Raw genomic sequence first — 17,971 nt, 5'->3', positions numbered from 1 at the left:
GTCAGCTCTCGGCGGGTTCACTCAGCCATTGACGGACGATGGAGACGGTCTCGTTCGGATTGCGTTCGGCCAGTTCGCCGACCCGATGCACCGCCTGGGCATGGACCTGGCCCTGGATCTGGGCGACGTCGATCAATTGCGCCGCGGCGCTGCCGCCCGGGATCAGGGCCTGGCCGGTCGCGGCAGTGGTGCCTTCGCCGGCATGCGCGCCGGCCTCGGCGAGAGCGGGCACCGCGCCGGTCAGTGCCGGCACGACGTCGGTTGCCAGGATCCGCTTGACCAGCGGGCGGACCACCATGAACAGCACGACCAGGCCGAGCATCATCATCACGCCAAGCTCGATGACGTACATCACGTCATCCTTGGTGAACTGCAGCATGCCGAGCAGGCCGGTCGGCTCGGACAGCGGAGTTGCCATCGGCGGCTCGGCGAAGCGGAGATTGACCACCTCGACCTGGTCGCCGCGCTTCTGGTCGAAGCCGATCGCGGAACGAACCAGGGCAGCGATGCGGTCGAGCTCCTCCTTGGAGCGATCCTGATAGACCAGCTCGCCCTTGTCGTTCTTGGAATAGTTGCCGTCGACCAGCACGGCGACCGAGATCCGGTTGACACGGCCGGCCTCGGTGACCTCGGTCTTGGTGGTGCGGGAGATCTCGTAGTTATTGGTCTCTTCGCTCTTCTTGCTCTGGTCGCGGGCGCGGGCGGCGTTGTCCTGGTTCTGGTTGCCCGGGAGCTCGTTGTTGACCGTGACCTGGCCGGAATTGTCGGCGGTGAGGCTCGATTCCTCGCGGGTCTGGCTGGAGCGGAGCACGCGGCCCTCGGGATCGAACTTGTCGGAGGTCTCGGTGATCTTGTTGTAGTCGAAGTCGGCGGAGAGCTGGACGCGGGCGCGCCCAGTGCCGACCACCGAGGAGACGATGTCCTCGACCTGTTTGCGCATCCGCTTCTCGAACGCGGTGCGGCGCTCGTCGCCGACCGACGCATCAGCATCGCTGGCGGCGCCGTCGGCGAGCAACTGGCCGGCCTCGTCGACGATCGAGACCCGCTGCGGCTTCAGCCCGTTGACCGCGGAGGCGACCAGGTGGCGGATGGCGCGGATCTGCTGCGGCTCCAGCGCGCCGCGCACTCTGAGCACGATCGAGGCGGACGGCTCCGGCGTCTCGCGCGAGAACAGCGGCCGCTCCGGCAGCACCAGGTGGACGCGCGCGGCCTGCACGCGATCGATGGCGCGGATGGTGCGGGCGAGCTCGCCTTCCAGCGCGCGCAAATGGTTGATGTTCTGGACGAAGCTCGTGGTGCCCAAGGCGTCCGACTTGTCGAAGATCTCGTAGCCGACCCCGCCACCCTTGGGCATGCCGCCCTCGGCGAGCTTCATCCGGAGTCGCGTCACCTTGTCCTTTGGCACCATGATGATGGCGCCGTCGTTGCGCAGCTCGTAGGGAACGGCCTGCCGCTCCAGCTCCTTGACGATGGCCGAGGAATCCTCGGTCGACAGGTCGGTGAACAGCGTGGTCATCTGCGGCGTGGTGACGCGGACGATGACGAAGGCGAAGAAGCCGATCAGAGCGGCGGTGACCGCCACCATGGCCGCGAGGCGGGCCGCACCCAGACCTCTCAGGAAAGCAACCAGACTTTGCACCAACGGCCCCCAGGGATTCGGCCCCAGCGGGTCCGACTGGGCAATTATTGCCTAGGGTATGGTTTCCATCTGGTTAACGGGGATTAAGAACCGCGGCAAAAACGCGGACATGAAAAAAACCGGCCTCGCGGAGCGGAGCCGGTTTTCATCAAATGCTACGGGAATTGCTGGAATTACTGCCGGTATTGCTGGATCCGGGTGGTGCGCAGCCCGGCCAGACCGTGCTGGTCGATCGAGAACTGCCAGGAAAGGAATTCATCGACGGTCAGCGTGTAGCGGCTGCAGGCCTCTTCGAGGGAGAGCAGACCGCCGCGGACCGCGGCGACGACTTCGGCCTTGCGGCGGATCACCCACCGCTTGGTACCGGGGGCCGGCAGATCCGCAATCGTTAACGGGCTGCCGTCAGGCCCGATGACGTATTTCACCCTCGGGCGGTGGGGTTCTGTCATGGCGTACTCACAAACTCTCAACCACTGAACTCGCGGAAGGTAACCTACGCCCACCGGTTTAAAATTTACCTAAGCCCAAGCATCCAATACGAGTCTCGTTCGAACGGCCCGGAACACGGCGGAATTCGGGCAGCAATTGGGCCCGGGCGGGCAGCGGCCGATGATCGCATCATGAGATCGGCACGTTCGCGTGCTTCCGTCGGCAGAAGCCGGCAATGCGAAGCTTGCGTGTCGGCGAAACACCAAAATTTGCCGCGGCCATCGGCCGCGCGCCACCTTTCTCATGCCCGGGCGGTCGTATATGAGGGATTCGTTGTCGAATCGCGCTGATAGTCGCCGGGAACGGACTGGCAGCGTCGCGAACGGTGGCAGCCGTCAAGTTGATCAGGAACCTGGGACCTGATGTCTTGATTGACGCAAGCGCGGACAGGCATTTCAAGCGGGGCAGGGCATGGTTGCTCGATTGACGACGGCACGATCCACCGAGGCAATGCTACGTCGGGGCCTTCCTGCCACCGTCGTGCTCGCGGCGCTCGCCGCACTGCTGGCGCTGACCTCCGCGGCCGCGGCGCGGCAGGCGCGCCCGGCGCCCGCCGTCGAGGCGGTGGCGCCGCGGGAGGCGGGCGAGCCGATCATGGCGATCGTGTCGATCAAGACCCAGAAGGTCACGTTCTATGACGCCGACGGCTGGATCCTGCGCGCGCCGGTCTCGAGCGGCATCAAGGGACGGGAGACGCCGGCCGGCGTCTTCGCCGTCGTCGAGAAGGACAAGGACCACCACTCGACGCTCTACGATGATGCGTGGATGCCGAACATGCAACGCATCACCTGGAACGGCATTGCGCTGCACGGCGGACCATTGCCCGGCTACGCCGCCTCGCACGGCTGCGTGCGGATGCCTTACGAGTTCGCCGAGGACCTGTTCGACAAGACCTGGATCGGAATGCGCGTGATCATCGCGCCGAACGATGCGGCTCCGGTCGATTTCACCCACCCGGCGCTGTTCGTGCCGAACCCGCAGGCCATGGCCGCTGCACCGGCGCATGCCGAGGCTCTGGAACGCGAGGCGGCGGAAGCCGCCAGGACGGCCGACGAGGCGAAGAAAGCCGCCGCGGCTGCGGCGAAGGACGCCGCGCAATACACACCGGCAGCGCTGCGCAAGCTGGAAAAGCTCAAAGCCCGTGCCGACGCCGAACTCGCCTATGCCGATAAGGTGCTCGCCGCGGCCAAGACCGACCAGGCCAGGGCGCGCGCCGACGACGTCAAGCAGAAAGCCGCTACCAAGGCCGCGGACGCTGCCACGCAGCTCGATGCCGCCAAGGCCGCTGCGCAGCCGAAGCTCGACGCCGTCGCAGTCGCCAAGGACGCCGCCAAGGCGGCTGCGACCAAGAAGGCCGAGACCGAGAAAGCGGCGACCGAGGCGAAGCTCGCGCTCGAGCCGGTCTCGGTCTACATCAGTCGCGCGACGCAGAAGCTTTACGTCCGCCGCAACACCCACAAGCCGTGGCCGGACGGCGGCGAGGTGTTCGACTCGAGCATCGAGCTTCCGGTCACGATCCGCGATCCCGACCGGCCGATCGGCACGCACATCTACACGGCGGTGGCGCGTAACGGCGCAGGCCTGCGCTGGACCGAGGTCACGATCGACGACGGCGACAACGCCAAGGACGCGCTCGACCGCATCACCATCCCGCAGGATGTGCTGGATCGCATCGCGCCGACTGCGGTGCCGAAATCCTCGATCATCATCTCGGACGAGCCGCTGAGCAGCGAGACCAACTACCGCACCGAGTTCGTCGCGGTGCTGAGCAACCAGCCGCAAGGCGGCTTCATCACGCGCAAGCCGACGCCGCGGACCGATGGTATAGAGGTCGCCGGCGACGGCTGGAGCGATGATGGCGGCGGCTTCTTCGGCAATTTCTTCCAGGGCAATGCGGCCCCTCAAGCGGTCTACACGCGCCGACGTGGCGGCCAGTACTATTATCCGCAGCAGGGCTATCCGTCGCAGCAAGTCTATCCGTCGCAACAAGGCTACTATCCGCCGCAACGGGGCCTGTGGTAACGCGCGGGACAGGACGCGCCCGTCACCGGGGCCACTCGGCGCATCTCACTCGGCCGCCCGCGCCGAAGGCATGGCGTCGGAGCGATCTATGACTCCAGCCCGTGCGAGCATCTTGTGGGCATTGAAGGATCTGGATTTGCCCAGGCAAAATTGGTGGAATGCATCTGGTCCACCGTGAACAGATGGCAATGACTCCGTCCGACGAGCTGTCCGCATATACGATGTTCGGCCGAAGCGATTGGGCGGCATTGCGTTCCAACACGTCGCTCACTCTGTCGGATGCCGATCTCTCGGCGCTTCGCGGCTTGAATGAGCCGATCACCACCGCCGAGGTCGGCGACGTCTACCTGCCGCTGACCCGCCTGCTGAACCTCCATTTCTTGGCGGCGCGTAACCTTACGCGGGTCAAAGCGGAATTTCTCGGTCGGCCGGCGCGCGGCTCGCCCTACATTGTCGCGTTGGCAGGCAGCGTTGCGGTCGGCAAGAGCACCCTTGCCCGCGTGCTCTGCGCGCTTCTGGCGCGCTCGTCGGATCATCCGCAAGTCGAGCTGGTGACGACCGACGGCTTCCTGCATGCCAACAGCGTTCTGGAGGAGCGCGGGCTGATGCGACGCAAGGGCTTTCCCGACAGCTACGATCTTCCGCGCATGTTGCGGTTTCTCTCGGCGATAAAGGCAGGCGAGCCCGACCTCGCGCTGCCCGTCTACTCGCATTTGATCGGCGATATCGCGCCTTCCGAATGTCAGGTGGTCCGGCAACCCGACATCCTGGTGTTCGAGGGACTCAATGTCCTGCAGGCGCGCGGTGCGGCGCCGGTCGTGGTCTCGGACTTCTTCGACTTTTCGATCTACCTCGACGCCGACGAGGCCGACATCCAGTCCTGGTATGTCGAGCGCTTTCTCGGGCTACAGCCAACGGCGTTCCGCGATCCCACCTCATATTTCCATCACTACCGGGACCTCCCACCGGCGGACGCGCGCGAGGTTGCGAACAGGTTGTGGCGTGAGCATCATCGCGCCAATCTCCGCGAGAACATCCAACCCACGCGGACGCGGGCCGACGTCGTGCTGCGCAAGCGCTCCGACCATTCGGTCGGCGAAGTCTGGTTGCGGGAAACCTGATCCTGCGGCGTCATAAACGTCCTCATCTTGAGAGGCCGTGGATTCATGCAGTCATGCCAAACAGCGCGGCGTCATCACCCGCGCATGCGGGTGATCCAGTATTCCAGAGAGGCCGATGCTTGAACCGAGAGGCCGCGGCGTACTGGATGGCCCGCCGGAGCCTGTCATCGGGCGCGCGTTCGCGCGACCCGGTGGCGGGCCATGACGACTGAGAGAATGTGCGGATCGGCGACTTCACCCGGTCCGAACCCGCAATGAAGCGCCGCCACGATCGCAGGCCTCGCTTCTATAAAAACTTGTCCGGCGTCAGTGGCAGCTCGCGAACGCGGCGGCCGGTGGCGTTGAAGGCGGCATTGGCGATGGCCGCAGCGACGCCGGTAATGCCGATCTCGCCGATCCCGCGGGCACCCATTGGCGTGCGGGGATCGGGAATGTCGGTCCACAGCACATCGATGTCAGGCACGTCGAGATGAACAGGCACATGATAGTCCGTGATCGACGCGCTCATGATCCGCCCGCTGCGGGGATCGAGCAGGGTCTCCTCGGTCAACGCCATGCCGATCCCCATGATCATGCCGCCGCGGAACTGGCTCGCGGCGGTCTTGGGGTTGAGGATTCGGCCGCAATCAAAGCAGCCGACAAGATGGTCGATACGGACTTCCCCGGTCACTTCGCTGATGCGCAGCTCGCAGAAGATCGCCGACCGGCTGTGCATCGAGAATTTGAGCATCTCGAGCGGAGTGCCGCTCTCACCGGTCACGCTGATCTCGCTGCGCGCCGCGCGCTTGAGGATCGATATAAAGCTTTCGTGGCGGGAGGGATTGCCGATCTTGCGCAATCCTCCATCGGCGAATTCGATCTCGTTCGCCCGCAGACCGGCGAGCGGCGTGTCGTTGCCCGCCAAGCGCAACAGGTCGCCAGCCAGCTTGGCGCTGGCTGCATTGATCGCCGCACCGAGCGAGGCAGTCTGCGACGAACCGCCTGCGAAGCTGCCGAACGGCAGGCTGGTATCGCCGATCTTCACCGTGACGCGCTCGAGCGGCAGGCCGAGACGGTCCGCGGTGTGCTGTCGCTGCACGGTCGTGGTGCCCATCCCCATCTCGTGCGCAGCACTCGACACCGTTGCATGACCGTCGGCGTCGATCGTGATGCGGACCGACATGCCGGGCATCCGCGCGTACGGAAAGGAGCCGGTGGCACAACCCATGCCCACCAGCCATTCGCCCTCGCGGCGCGCTCGCGGCTGCGCCGCGCGGCGATTCCAGCCGAACCTGTCGGCGCCGAGGTCGTAGGCCAGCATCACGTCGCTCTGCGAATGCGGCGCTCCGGTGACGGGATCGCGATCGGGCACGTTGCGGCGTCGGAGCTCAATCGGGTCCATCCCGAGTTGATGCGCCAGTTCGTCCATCGCGCATTCGAGCGCGAAGGTGCCGGGCGCCTCGCCGGGCGCGCGCATGAAGGTGTTGGCCAGCACGTCGAGATCGAGCGTGTGCTGCACCACGTCGAAGGTTTCAGATGCATAGAGCGAGCGGCCGGTCAGGGTGAACGCCTCGTCGCAGGCGCTGTGCGGCGGCTTCACGGAAAAGCCGTGATGCAGCAGCCCCTTGAGCTTGCCGCCGGCGTCGGCAGCAAGGGCGACGCGCTGCTCGGTCGGGGAGCGGCCGCCGATCAGGCGATGCATGCTGGCGCGCGATAGCGCAATCCGCACCGGCCGGCGCGCGAGCTTGGCCGCGGCGGCGCCGAGGATCTGGTGATCCCACAGCGCCTTTCCGCCGAAGCCGCCGCCGACAAACGGCGAGCTGACGAAGACCTGTGCTTCCTTGATGCCGAACACCTTGGCAAGCGAACCCGCGGTGCCGTTGAGCATCTGTGTCGCGTCGTGAACGATCAGCCGGTCGCCGTCCCAGGCGATCGTCGCGGCGTTCGGCTCGATCGGATTATGGTTGTGCCAGGGCGTGCGATACACTGCATCGACGGTCTGTTTCGCCGCCTGGAGGGCGGCCTGCACGTCGCCCTTCTTCAGCCGGTTTCGCTCGATCATCAGCGAGTCCGGCGTGCGCGCATCGGCCTTCGCGTCCTCGAACCGCGTGCGGGCCGCAACCGCCTCGTAGCGCACCTTGATTAGGGAAGCGGCGTGGTCGGCCTGTTCCTGGGTCTCCGCCAGCACCACCGCCACCGCCTGTCCGTTCCAGCGGATCTCGGGATCCTGCATCACCGGCAGGATGTTGTTGCCCGCAGCCTTGAGGTTGGTGAGGCCGATCGGCGGCGGCAGCGCCATCCTAGGTGCGTTGCGATAGGTCATGACCAGCGTGACGCCAGGTGCCGCCTCGGCCGCGGAGACGTCGAGCTCCGCGATCCTGCCGCGCGCGATCGTCGAATGGACGAGAGCCGCGTAGAGCAGCCCGTCCATCGGCACTTCGGCGGCGAACCGCGCAGCGCCGCGCACCTTCTCGGGGCCGTCGATGCGCGACTGTTGCGTGCCGAGGTTGACGCGCTTGTCGATCAAAGGATCGGGCGTGCCTCCCGGCAACCAACTGCTGGGCACGTAGCCCATCGCGGTGCGGACACCGCCGACAATGGCGTTTTGCAGCTTGCTCATGGCTCTACTCCGGCAAGTTCGCACAGCACGGCGGCGACGGTCCTTCTGGCGAACTCGACCTTGAAGGCGTTGCCGTCGAGTGTCCTCGCGGCGGCGAGCTCGGCATCGGCCGCCGCGAGAAAGCGTTCTTTCGTCGGGGCAGCACCACGCAAATCCTGTTCGGCCCGCAGCGCACGCCACGGCTTCGCCGCGACGCCGCCGAGCGCGATCGTGACGTCGACGATCCTGCCGGCTGCGACCTCCAGCCCGGCGGCGACCGAGATCAGCGCGAATGCGTAGCTCGAACGGTCGCGGACCTTGCGGTAGGTGGAGTTCGCCGCGGCAGCGCTCGGCGAGAGTGCGATCGCGGTGATCAATTCACCCGGTTGTAGAATCGTCTCGATGTCGGGACGATCGCCGGGCAACCGGTGAAGATCGAGCAGCGGCACGTCGCGTTCGCCTCCGGGACCGGCGACTTGGACAGTGGCATTGAGCGCGGCCAGCGCCACGCACATGTCCGATGGATGTGTCGCGATGCAGTGCTCCGACGCGCCGAAGATGGCGTGGTAGCGGTTGAAGCCGCCGATGGCATCGCAGCCGCTGCCGGGTTCGCGCTTGTTGCAGCGCGATCCGGTCGCATCATAGAAGTAGGGGCAGCGCGTCCTTTGCAGGATGTTGCCGCCGATCGTGGCCATGTTGCGAATTTGCGCGGAGGCGCCCGCCAGCAGCGCGCGCGACAGCATGGGAAAGCGGCTGCGTACGGACGGATGCGCGGCGGCCACGCTGTTGCGGACAGACGCGCCGATCGACAGGCCGCCGTTCGGCGTGTCTTCGATGATCCCAGGCAAGCGCGACACGTCGATCAGCGCGGCAGGTGCCTCGATGTTCTGCCGCATCAGGTCCACCAGATTGGTGCCGCCGCCGAGATAGCGTCCCGGCTGCGCGCCGGCGATCGACAGGGCCTCGGTCGGGCTGGTGGCGCAGCGATAGTCGAACGGCCTCATGGCGCTTCTCCGCTCAGCAACTCCTCGATCGCTTCGACGATGCCGTTATGCGCTCCACACCGGCACAGATTGCCGCTCATGCGCTCGCGGATTTCCTGGCGTGTCGCACCTTGCGGACCTTCGGCAAGATCTGCTGTCACGTAGCTGGGCTCGCCCCTGCGCAATTCCGCGACCATTGCGATCGCCGAGCAGATCTGGCCCGGCGTACAGTAGCCGCACTGGAAGCCGTCATGCTCGATGAAGGCCTGTTGCAACGGATGAAGCCCGCCATCCGGCGCGGCCATGCCCTCGATGGTCCACACCTCGCGGCCATCTGCCTGCACCGCCAATGTCAGGCAGGACAGCACCCGCGCGCCGTCGACGATGACCGTGCATGCGCCGCAACCGCCTTGATTGCAGCCGAGTTTCGTGCCGGTCAGGTGAAGCTGCTCCCGCAGCAGGTCGAGCAGTGAAACCCGGGGGTCGTCGGGTAATGGATAGTCCATTCCGTTGATGACGATGGCCATTGTCGCCTCTTGTCGCGAGCCAGGGACGATCGTCAAGATAGTACGAAGTTCGTACTATTCAAGTTTGCGATTCGGCGATTTTTTCCGACAGCCGGATCAGCTCGCGCTGCTCCTGCGGATCAAGCGAACGCAGCATCGCCCGGCACGCTTCGCGATAGGCGGCCATCTGGTCCTCGATGGCCTGCCGTCCCTTGCCGGTCGCGGTCAGGGCCACCGAGCGGCGATCGTCCTGGTGGGGGCGGCGCGAGATCAAATCCTTCCGCACCAGTCGGTCGATGGCGGAGGACATCGTCGTCATCGCGACGTTGAGATAGCGAGCGACGTCGCCAGTGCCGCAGCCGGGATTGTCCCCGACGAACACCAGCGCCTGGGCGTCCAGTGCGTTGAGCGCGTTGTCGGCGGCGGCCGCCGCCTCGGCCACCTTGAACTTGCGCGTGAAGCGCTCGAAGGCGCGCGTCAGTTGCTCGACTTGTTCTTGGGTTGGTTCGGTCATGCGACATCAGAGCATGTTCGGTGCGGTGGCACCAGCAATGGCCATTCGATAACTTACAAAAGGTTATCGCGGGGCGATCCATCCGACGCCAGCAGGTCGATTGGACCTCGCATCTCTGCTTTGATCAAACGACTGCGGTCCGTGCGTGTCTCGGCCGCGCGTCCGAGTTGGCCCATGCCACTGAGTTGCCCGCCGGCGCAAGACCCTTGCAAAGCTCGCACAATTCATGTCGCGAGATCGCGGATTTACGAGCCACAAGCGGCGCCACATCCTCGCCGTCGTCCCGGCGAAGGCCGGGACCCATAACCCCGAATGCATGTTGTCATGCACCGTTGGAACGACGAGTCCCATTCACAACACAAGCCACGGCGTATGGGTCCCGGCCCCCGTGCGCAATTGCGCACTAGGCCGGGACGACGCGATGGAAGAAGCCGCGGCCTTCCCATTTCAGTCGCTGCTGCCTCGAATACTGGGTCACCCGCATGCGCGGGTGACGACACCGGCAGGCTGTGGCCATGCATCCCTCGCGCGCATCACTCCGAGCGCAAGGTCGCGCAGCCCACGCGGCGGCGGCGTAACTTAGCTGCTGCTCGTTGTGGTGCGCACCACGCGCTTGATCTTGTCGGTGGTGTAGGTCTGGCCGCCGATCGAGAGCAGCGGCGGGGAGGCTGTCAGGTCGACCGAATCCACCATGCCTTGAACTTCGGTCGTGATCGCGACGTCGTTGCCCTTGGAGTCCTTGCCGGTTGCGGTCAGCGTGTAGGTGCCGGGCGGCCATTGCGTGCCGTCAGTGCCCTTGCCGTCCCAGACGAAGCTGGCATTGCCCTGGTTCAGGTTGAAACTGCCGGAATACGCGGTCTGTCCGGTCGAGCTCGTGATCGTGATGGTGGCACTCGCGGCCTGTGTCGCCGTCAGATTCCAGGTCGCGGATTTGTCGAACTGCGCCTTGCTGCCGTCGACCGCGACCGTGTTGCCGACATACACCAGCGCCTGGGTCGACTGCGCGCTCTTCTCGATATCGATCAGCGACTTCAATTGGTCGTTGGATTTGAGCTGCTGCTCGACGCCTGCGAACTGCACGAGCTGCTGGGTGAACTGGTTGGTGTCGAGCGGGTCCAGCGGGTTCTGGTTCTGCAACTGCGTCGTCAGGAGCGTCAGGAAGGTCTGGAAATTGTCGGCGATGCCCTTCGTCGTCGTCGACGCCGAGTTGCTGCTGGAGCTCGATCCGGTGTTGGTTCCTGGTGCCGAAGTGACCGGCGTCGGCATGGTTGCATCGACAGACATCGTGAACTCCCTACACTCGGATATCGACGCCGCCGAGCGCGCCGGATGGGCGCCCGTAGGAGCGGCTGGCGTTGGCTGCGGGGACGCTCTCGTCCTCGCTGACGATCAGGCGATGGGCGTTCGGATTGGGCTGGCCGTTGTTGTTTTGGCCCGACTGCGACTGGTCGCGCAGGCTGAACTGCAATCCGCCGTTGCCGGTCGACAGGCCGGCATTGTCGAGCGCACGCTGTAACTGGTTGGCATCCTGGCGCAGCATCGACAGCGTCTCCGGCCGTTCGACGGTGAGATGCGAGGTGACCTGGCCGTTGCGATCGACATCGATGCGGACGTCGATGCGGCCAAGCTCGGCTGGATCGAGCCGGATTTCGAACCGGCTCTTGCCGCTCCTGGCGGAGGCGGCGATCTGCACCGCAAGCCCGCTCAGCGGCACGGCGGCATTCTGCGCCGCGGTCGCCGCGGTGAGTTGCGGTGCCGTGACCTGCGTCGTCGATGTCGTCGTCAGTTGCGGCGGAAGCGCATTCGCGGCCTGCGTGCCGGCGTCGGGCGTATTGAGTAATGTCTGTGCCGGCGTGTGGACGTTGGCAGCAGGCGCCGGCGCGGCGTTGCCGTCGGTGTCCGCCTTGATGGCATCCACAGCGCCGTCCGCGGCCTTCGCCTTGCCGGCGACGGCAGCGGGCTGGGTCACCTGGGGAACGATAGTCGTCGGCGTCGCCGCAGCGGCATTATTGGATGCGGCGGTGCCGTCCTGATCGGCAGGCGCGGTGGCGGCCGCATCCTTCACGGCCGCTGGTGTGGTGACTTGCTGCGTCGCCGCCTTCACGGCGGGTGTCGTGGCCGCGATCGTTGCGGTGAGCGTTGGGCTGACGCTCGCTGTCGCAGCGTCCTGGGCCGTCGTCGTCGCATCGGCGCTGGCCGCGACCTGCGCCTCGGTCTTCACGCCCGCCGCCTTGGCGATATTGCCGGCGTTGGCGGTGGTGGTTGCCGCGGTTGCGGTGTCGGTGCCGTTGGGAGCGCCGGTGCCGGCGATCGCCGAACTCGCAGCGATCGCCGCGGCCGCGATCGCCAGCGGGGCCGCGGGCTTGGTGGACGCGGTGGTTGTGGCTGCGGCGTTTGGATCGATCGGGGCAGCGGCAACCGGAACGACCGTGGCGACGACATTGGTTGCGTTGGCCGCCGCCGCATTGTCGGATGGAGTCGGCTGAGCGTCGGGCTGGGCGTCCGCCGGCTTGTTGTCGGTGGATTGGGTTTTCGCGGTCGAGCCGGAGTCGTCCGACTTCGATTTCGACTTGCTCTTGCGCGGCGCGTCGCTGCTGCCGGCAGCCTTGCTATCGTCTGGCGACGGCCGGTCGGGGGCCGTGGTGGTATCGCGGGCGCGCGCGTCCGCCGGCGACGGCGAATCCTCGGAGCGCCGTGGGGGCGGGGGCTGCGTGGCCGGCCCGTCGTAGGCGCGGTCGTCGTTGCTGGTCGGCGTGTTGCTGTCGACCAGCGCGGCAAAGCTGCCACCGTCCGCCTGCTGGGCCAGGTCCGGACGCCCCGGGCGAGGCGCCGCGCCCTGGAAAGACAGGCTTGCCAATGCTTCCGACTTGACGCTGACCACCGCCGACCCTCGCAAAGAGACTTCCGGCGTTTTGTCAGCAAGGACCGGGCCAGCCGGGGGCCTCACGGAAATTCAAGGTATTTCAGTCAGTTAACTCGGGGTGACGGAGGCCGGAACCGGGTCCCGGCGGGGCCTCCTTTTTGCCCGGCGGCAAGATTTGCCCTCCGCGCGCGGCAACCCGTCACTTCCCCTGATTGCCTCCCCGGAATACGGCCTATATTAGAGAGGGTCTCCAACGCGTCCCGAACTGACCGATCAGGCCTTGGACGCGTTCTAAGGCTCTCTGGACACAGGCTTTTTAATCCCGTCGCGGAGCCCGGAAGGCGCGCCGCGACATGATCGATGACCCCTTGACGATGCTCAACACCCTGGATCTCGAAGGTCGCCCTGAGGACACACGGATCGTGGTCGCCATGTCTGGCGGCGTCGACTCCTCGGTGACGGCTGCACTGTTGAAGTCGCAGGGATACGACGTGGTGGGGATTACGTTGCAGCTCTACGACCACGGCGCTGCAACCCATCGCAAGGGTGCCTGCTGCGCGGGCCGTGACATCCACGACGCGCGCAATGTCGCCGAGCGGATCGGCATCCCGCATTACGTGCTCGATTATGAGAGCCGCTTCAAGGAATCCGTGATCGACAATTTCGCCGACAGCTACGCGCTCGGCGAGACGCCGGTGCCGTGCATCGAATGCAACCGCTCGGTCAAGTTCCGCGACCTATTGGCAACCGCGCGCGAGCTCGGCGCGCAGGCGCTCGCCACCGGCCACTATGTCGCCTCGCGCAGGCTCGCCGACGGATCGCGTTCGCTGGTGTGCGCGGCGGACGCCGATCGCGACCAGAGCTATTTCCTGTTCGCGACCACGCGTGAGCAGCTCGACTTCCTGCGCTTCCCGCTTGGCGACATGACCAAGCCGCAGACCCGCGAACTGGCGCGGCGTTTCGGTCTCGAGGTTGCCGACAAGCAGGACAGCCAGGACATCTGCTTCGTGCCGACCGGCCGCTACACCGACATCATCGGTCGCCTGAAGCCGAACGCGATCGCGCCCGGCGACATCGTCGATCTCAACGGCAACGTCATCGGCCAGCACCAGGGCATCGTTCATTTCACCGTCGGTCAGCGCAAGGGTCTCGGCATCGCATCGGGCAGCCCGCTCTATGTGGTCAAGCTCGATGCCGCGACCCGCCGCGTGGTGGTCGGGCCGCGCGAGGCGCTGCGGATGGACCGGATCGCGCTGCGCGACGTCAACTGGATCGGCGACGGCGCGCTCGATCGCGTGATCGGCGACGGCATCGAGATGTATGTCCGGGTCCGCTCGACCCGCGCGCCGCAGCCGGCATGGCTGCGGGCCGTCGATGGCGGCTACGAGGTCGAGCTTGTCGCGGGCGAGGAGGGCGTGTCGCCCGGCCAGGCCTGCGTGTTCTACGACGCGCCCGCGGGGCAGCCCCGCGTGCTCGGCGGCGGCTTCATCAAGAGCGCGAGCGCAAGCCGCGTGGCGACGCGGGATGCGATGGCGCCGCTCGCAGAGGCGGTCCGCGGCTAGCGCATGATCCGTAGAGCTGGCAACCGGTTTTCCCTCGTGACAAACGCGGAATACGCTTGTGCGGAGCTCAGGTTCAAACAAGGGGCTGCGATCATGATGCGACGTCTAGCCGTCGCATCATGATCGCGTGATTTGGGGCAGGTAATGGGGGACATCGACCGCGACGGGGTCGAAAAGGCGTATGGCCGCTGGGCGCCGATCTACGATCTCGTGTTCGGCAAGGTGTTCGACCACGGTCGCCAGTCGACGATTGCGGAGGCCGACCGGATCGGCGGACGCGTGCTCGATGTCGGCGTCGGCACCGGACTGTCGCTGTCGGAATATTCGCGCACGACGAAGCTGTGCGGGGTCGATATTTCCGAGCCGATGCTGCGGCGGGCGCTTAAGCGCGTGCGTGCGCTGGGCCTCAGCAATGTCGAGATGCTGGCGGTGATGGACGCCAAGAACCTCGCTTTTCCCGACGCATTTTTTGACGCGGTGGTGGCGCAATATGTCATCACAGCGGTGCCCGATCCGGAAGCGACGCTGGACGATTTCATTCGCGTCCTGAAGTCGGGCGGCGAGCTGATCCTGGTCAATCACATCGGGGCCGAAAGCGGGCCGCGCCGGATCTTCGAGCTCGCCTTCGCGCCGCTGGCACGGCGGCTCGGCTGGCGTCCGGAATTCCCGTGGGAACGGCTGACCAATTGGGCCGCCAAGCATGGCGGCGTGAGCCTTGCAGAACGGCGACCGATGCCGCCGCTGGGGCATTTCTCGTTGATCCGCTTTCGAAAATCGTGAGGTTGCGACGATTCTGACCAGGAACATCGGTGCGCCCGCGTCGTTGGCTTACATGCGGATCAATCAAACACTCGCGTTGTCATGTCTGCTGATGGCGCTGCCTGTCGTGGCCGCGGCACAGGCGCCGCCCGCGCCGGCCACCCCCCAGGCGCAGACCGCGCCGCCTGCGCCTCCGCGCACGGCGAATTGCGCGCCGACCCAGCAGCCAGGTCATCCGAACCCGAACCCGAACGCGTCGGAGGGAACCACGACCGGCCAGAGCAGCGAGCCGTTGGGTGACAAGCTCTCCAAATCCGATGGCGTGCTGTGTCCTCCGTCCGGTGTCGATCCCGAAATGCGCGCGCCGGCCCCGGATGGCGGCAATACCCCGGTGATTCCGCCGCCCGGCAGCCCCGGCGGCGACCAGTCGGTCCGGCCGAAATAAAGCCTGTCTCCAATAAGTTGCAGGAGAGGCCGGGTTTGCTTGACAGGCGCGCTCCCCGCTCTTTATATGCCGCGCGTTCGCGCCCGCGGCACTCATGCCGCCGATCGCGATGCCGTGGCGGGGTAGCTCAGCTGGTTAGAGCACGGGAATCATAATCCTGGGGTCGGGGGTTCGAGTCCCTCCCCCGCTACCACCTTTCCCCACACTCCTTTTACGCGGTTCGGATAGGCCTCTTCCCCGAGTAGGGCATTTAGCCGGCCCGCTATTTCTACCGCTACACCACCGGTACGTGCTGGATCCCGGAACACAGTGACTGTCTCGACTAGGTCTCTGATGGCTTCTGCGGCTTCTCCGTCGCCTCCACTGACACCTTTCCCAAGAGCTTCTTCAAGCTTACCGAGCTGCTCCTCATACCGTTTGAGAATGGCCGGATGCAGCGCGACTTCCTTCGGGTCGGCCGGTTCATTCCGCAACTCCTCACGTATCCGCCTTCGCTCAGCATCCAGGGCCGTCGATCGCGGCCCTAGAATTGATGGATCACCATGTCCTTTTGCGATCGAATCTACCAGCCTCTCGATCTCCCGGTTTAGTTGACCAAGCTGCTGCTCTAGGCGGTGCCGGTTTGCGTTTGCTGTAGCCGCGAGGCGCTTCCGCTCGTCGAGATACGTGCGTACGTACTCCGAAATAACCTTGGGCGCGCGCAACTCCGCCTTTAGCCCGCTGAGGACTGCGCTCTCGACGGCGTCCAAATAGAAGGTCTTAGCGTCGGGACACGTGCCGCTCTCCGTCGCCGCGGAGCAGCGAATGCGAACGCGCCCCGATTTATCCCGCCCGTTGGTTGCCATGCCCGAGCCGCATGAACCGCAGCGGAGCAGGCCAGAAAGCATCCGACGAGGTCGACGCTGATAGCTTGGGTGGGCGCGACCGCGCTCTTCCTTCCGTTGCTGAGCAGCTTTGAACAGCTCCGGACTAATGATTGCCAGATGCGGCACTTCAGCCACCTGCCATTCGCTCTTAGGATTTGGTCGTGACAGGCGCTTTCCCGAGTCGGGATCCTTCACCATCCTGACTTTGTTCCAGACGAGGCGCCCCACATAAAGCTCGTTCTGTAGAATGCCGGAACCCCTCTCAAGATTGCCATTGATTGTCGAGGCGTTCCATGCGCGGCCTCGCGGAGGTGATATCCTCTCCTTGTTGAGATCGTGCGCTATGTCGCGAGGCGTTCGACCGTCCACGTATTCCCGAAAGATGCGGCGGATCACTTGGGCTTCGTCCTCGACGATGATCCGTTCGCCGTTTTTTCCGGCGACTGCGGTGTATCCGTAAGTCAGGCCGCCTCCTGCCAGACCTAGCTTGACCCGCCCTGCTTGGCCACGACGCACCTTATGAGCATTGTCCTCACGATAGAGTTGCCCGACTAGGCCGCGAAGGCCGACCAGCACGGTGTTGACGACGCCTTCATGAACCGCACGGATCTCGATTCCGAGAAAAGACAGTCGCTTATGGATGCCTGCGAGATCTTCCATATCGCGAGAGAGGCGATCGAGTGCCTCGACGACCACCACGTCAAAGGATCGTTCCCGGGCGCGGTCCAACATCCGCAGAAGACCTTCGCGTCCCATGACCGAGCCGCCTGAACGAGCCCGATCTTCATACGTGCTGATAACGGTTAAGCCTTCGCGCTCGGCATAACTTCTACAGAGTGAAAGCTGATCTTCAATTGATCGCTCATTCTGAAGATCGGTTGAGAATCGAGCGTAGATCGTCGCTCTTTTCCTCGTCGCTTCGGCTGGCGAGCTCTCTTTCATGATCTTCCCTCGCGGCTAGACGAGCAAGTACGCGCGCGAGGCGTAGGATTGCCTTGTCTGGACTTGTCCGCAAGGACAATTTGCGATGCGCGTTCCTCAAGATCAATCTCTAATTCATCGCGCAACTCAACGAGGTGCACGCGCCTGCCATAGACAAAGTCCCGCGGTGGTGATCACCCCTACCATCATGCTCGGGCGGCACCTAAGCGGAACGGCAGCAATCAGCTCGTCGAGCATTCGGCTGCCGCGGCGAAGAAAAAGTGAGATTGGAACGGTTGCGGCCGCCAAAGACTTCGCTGTTGCGAAGCCGTAACGAGCAGCCACGCACGCGCTCGGAGAGAGCGCCTCGGCCAAGTAACCGGCTCGCGAAGTCAGTTTCTGTTCGAGCGCCTCGTGTTTTGGCGCACCCGGCCACCTCACCCTGGCGCTGCAGATACGCGTAGATGCCGATCAGGGCCCAATCGTCGTTTTCCCATGATGCCGCGGCGCCGGAAAGCTCCGCCACGGCGCTCACAGGCGAGCATGAGTGCAGGCGGAACAATCTGATCCAGAATGAAATCAATGCCGTGGCGAGCGAGACTGTCCGACGTCGACGACGGTTTGCAATGGATGCTTATGTCGCGGCTCCAGAGCGCAATCTTCCTCAATGTGGCACGGAGGTTGGAGTTCCAAAACGAGCCGC

General features: G+C 65.2%; 14 protein-coding genes and 1 tRNA gene. 6 read left to right on the top strand and 9 right to left on the bottom strand.

Annotated features, from left to right (window positions below; all coding sequences use genetic code 11):
* Window position 1 precedes the first annotated feature (1 nt).
* Window positions 2-1,639 (bottom strand): flagellar basal-body MS-ring/collar protein FliF, encoded by a 1,638-nt coding sequence (gene fliF, locus P6U30_RS33155; protein ID WP_407166926.1) that lies wholly within the window; start codon window positions 1,637-1,639, stop codon window positions 2-4.
* Between the two features lie 173 nt (window positions 1,640-1,812).
* A complete protein-coding gene (locus P6U30_RS33150) occupies window positions 1,813-2,088 on the bottom strand; it encodes a DUF1153 domain-containing protein (RefSeq protein ID WP_002714638.1) in 276 nt (91 codons plus the stop codon).
* Between the two features lie 451 nt (window positions 2,089-2,539).
* On the opposite strand from P6U30_RS33150, the gene P6U30_RS33145 reads away from it, so the two are divergent.
* Both P6U30_RS33145 and coaA read left to right on the top strand, forming a co-directional pair.
* Entirely contained in the window at window positions 2,540-4,150 is a 1,611-nt protein-coding gene (locus P6U30_RS33145; protein WP_407166925.1) for a L,D-transpeptidase, read from the top strand.
* A gap of 188 nt (window positions 4,151-4,338) precedes the next feature.
* Complete coding sequence (gene coaA, locus P6U30_RS33140) at window positions 4,339-5,271, top strand: type I pantothenate kinase (protein WP_407166924.1); 933 nt, start codon at window positions 4,339-4,341, stop codon at window positions 5,269-5,271.
* Between the two features lie 286 nt (window positions 5,272-5,557).
* Here coaA and P6U30_RS33135 read toward each other — a convergent pair whose 3' ends face one another.
* The 6 genes from P6U30_RS33135 to P6U30_RS33110 all read right to left on the bottom strand — a co-directional run bounded on the left by P6U30_RS33135 (window position 5,558) and on the right by P6U30_RS33110 (window position 12,733).
* Entirely contained in the window at window positions 5,558-7,825 is a 2,268-nt protein-coding gene (locus P6U30_RS33135; protein WP_407170598.1) for a xanthine dehydrogenase family protein molybdopterin-binding subunit, read from the bottom strand.
* A 41-nt stretch (window positions 7,826-7,866) separates the two neighbouring features.
* Entirely contained in the window at window positions 7,867-8,853 is a 987-nt protein-coding gene (locus P6U30_RS33130; RefSeq protein WP_407166923.1) for an FAD binding domain-containing protein, read from the bottom strand.
* Window positions 8,850-9,359 carry a 2Fe-2S iron-sulfur cluster-binding protein gene (locus P6U30_RS33125; RefSeq protein ID WP_407166922.1) on the bottom strand — a complete coding sequence of 170 codons (510 nt, stop codon included), beginning with the start codon at window positions 9,357-9,359 and terminating at the stop codon, window positions 8,850-8,852. Before P6U30_RS33125 ends, P6U30_RS33130 begins: the two co-directional genes overlap by 4 nt.
* Window positions 9,360-9,417: 58 nt before the next feature.
* Entirely contained in the window at window positions 9,418-9,852 is a 435-nt protein-coding gene (locus P6U30_RS33120; protein ID WP_407166921.1) for a MarR family winged helix-turn-helix transcriptional regulator, read from the bottom strand.
* 579 nt (window positions 9,853-10,431) lie between these two features.
* Window positions 10,432-11,136: a flagellar hook assembly protein FlgD gene (locus P6U30_RS33115; protein ID WP_407166920.1), complete on the bottom strand. Its 705-nt coding sequence runs from the start codon at window positions 11,134-11,136 to the stop codon at window positions 10,432-10,434.
* 10 nt (window positions 11,137-11,146) lie between these two features.
* Window positions 11,147-12,733, bottom strand: coding sequence for a flagellar hook-length control protein FliK (locus P6U30_RS33110; RefSeq protein ID WP_407166919.1), 1,587 nt, complete (start codon window positions 12,731-12,733; stop codon window positions 11,147-11,149).
* Window positions 12,734-13,089: 356 nt separating this feature from the next.
* Here P6U30_RS33110 and mnmA point away from each other — a divergent pair, with 356 nt between their 5' ends.
* The 4 genes from mnmA (at window position 13,090) to P6U30_RS33090 (ending at window position 15,674) form a co-directional block, all read left to right on the top strand.
* Window positions 13,090-14,277, top strand: a complete 1,188-nt coding sequence (gene mnmA / locus P6U30_RS33105) for a tRNA 2-thiouridine(34) synthase MnmA (RefSeq protein ID WP_407170597.1) — start codon at window positions 13,090-13,092, stop codon at window positions 14,275-14,277.
* 144 nt (window positions 14,278-14,421) lie between these two features.
* Window positions 14,422-15,057, top strand: coding sequence for a class I SAM-dependent methyltransferase (locus P6U30_RS33100; protein ID WP_407166918.1), 636 nt, complete (start codon window positions 14,422-14,424; stop codon window positions 15,055-15,057).
* 52 nt (window positions 15,058-15,109) lie between these two features.
* The gene (locus tag P6U30_RS33095) at window positions 15,110-15,481 is read left to right on the top strand and encodes a hypothetical protein (protein ID WP_407166917.1); all 372 of its coding nucleotides are present in this window, start codon (window positions 15,110-15,112) and stop codon (window positions 15,479-15,481) included.
* A gap of 116 nt (window positions 15,482-15,597) precedes the next feature.
* A tRNA-Met gene (locus tag P6U30_RS33090) sits at window positions 15,598-15,674 on the top strand.
* On the opposite strand, the gene P6U30_RS33085 is transcribed toward P6U30_RS33090, so the two are convergent.
* Window positions 15,631-17,289, bottom strand: a complete 1,659-nt coding sequence (locus P6U30_RS33085) for a recombinase family protein (protein ID WP_407170596.1) — start codon at window positions 17,287-17,289, stop codon at window positions 15,631-15,633. The genes P6U30_RS33090 and P6U30_RS33085 overlap by 44 nt on opposite strands.
* Window positions 17,290-17,971 lie beyond the last annotated feature (682 nt).

This window comes from Bradyrhizobium sp. ORS 111 (assembly GCF_045571485.1).
GTDB lineage: Bacteria > Pseudomonadota > Alphaproteobacteria > Rhizobiales > Xanthobacteraceae > Bradyrhizobium.
Note: the sequence above shows the minus strand (reverse complement) of the source record. Positions and strands in the feature narration are given on the sequence as shown.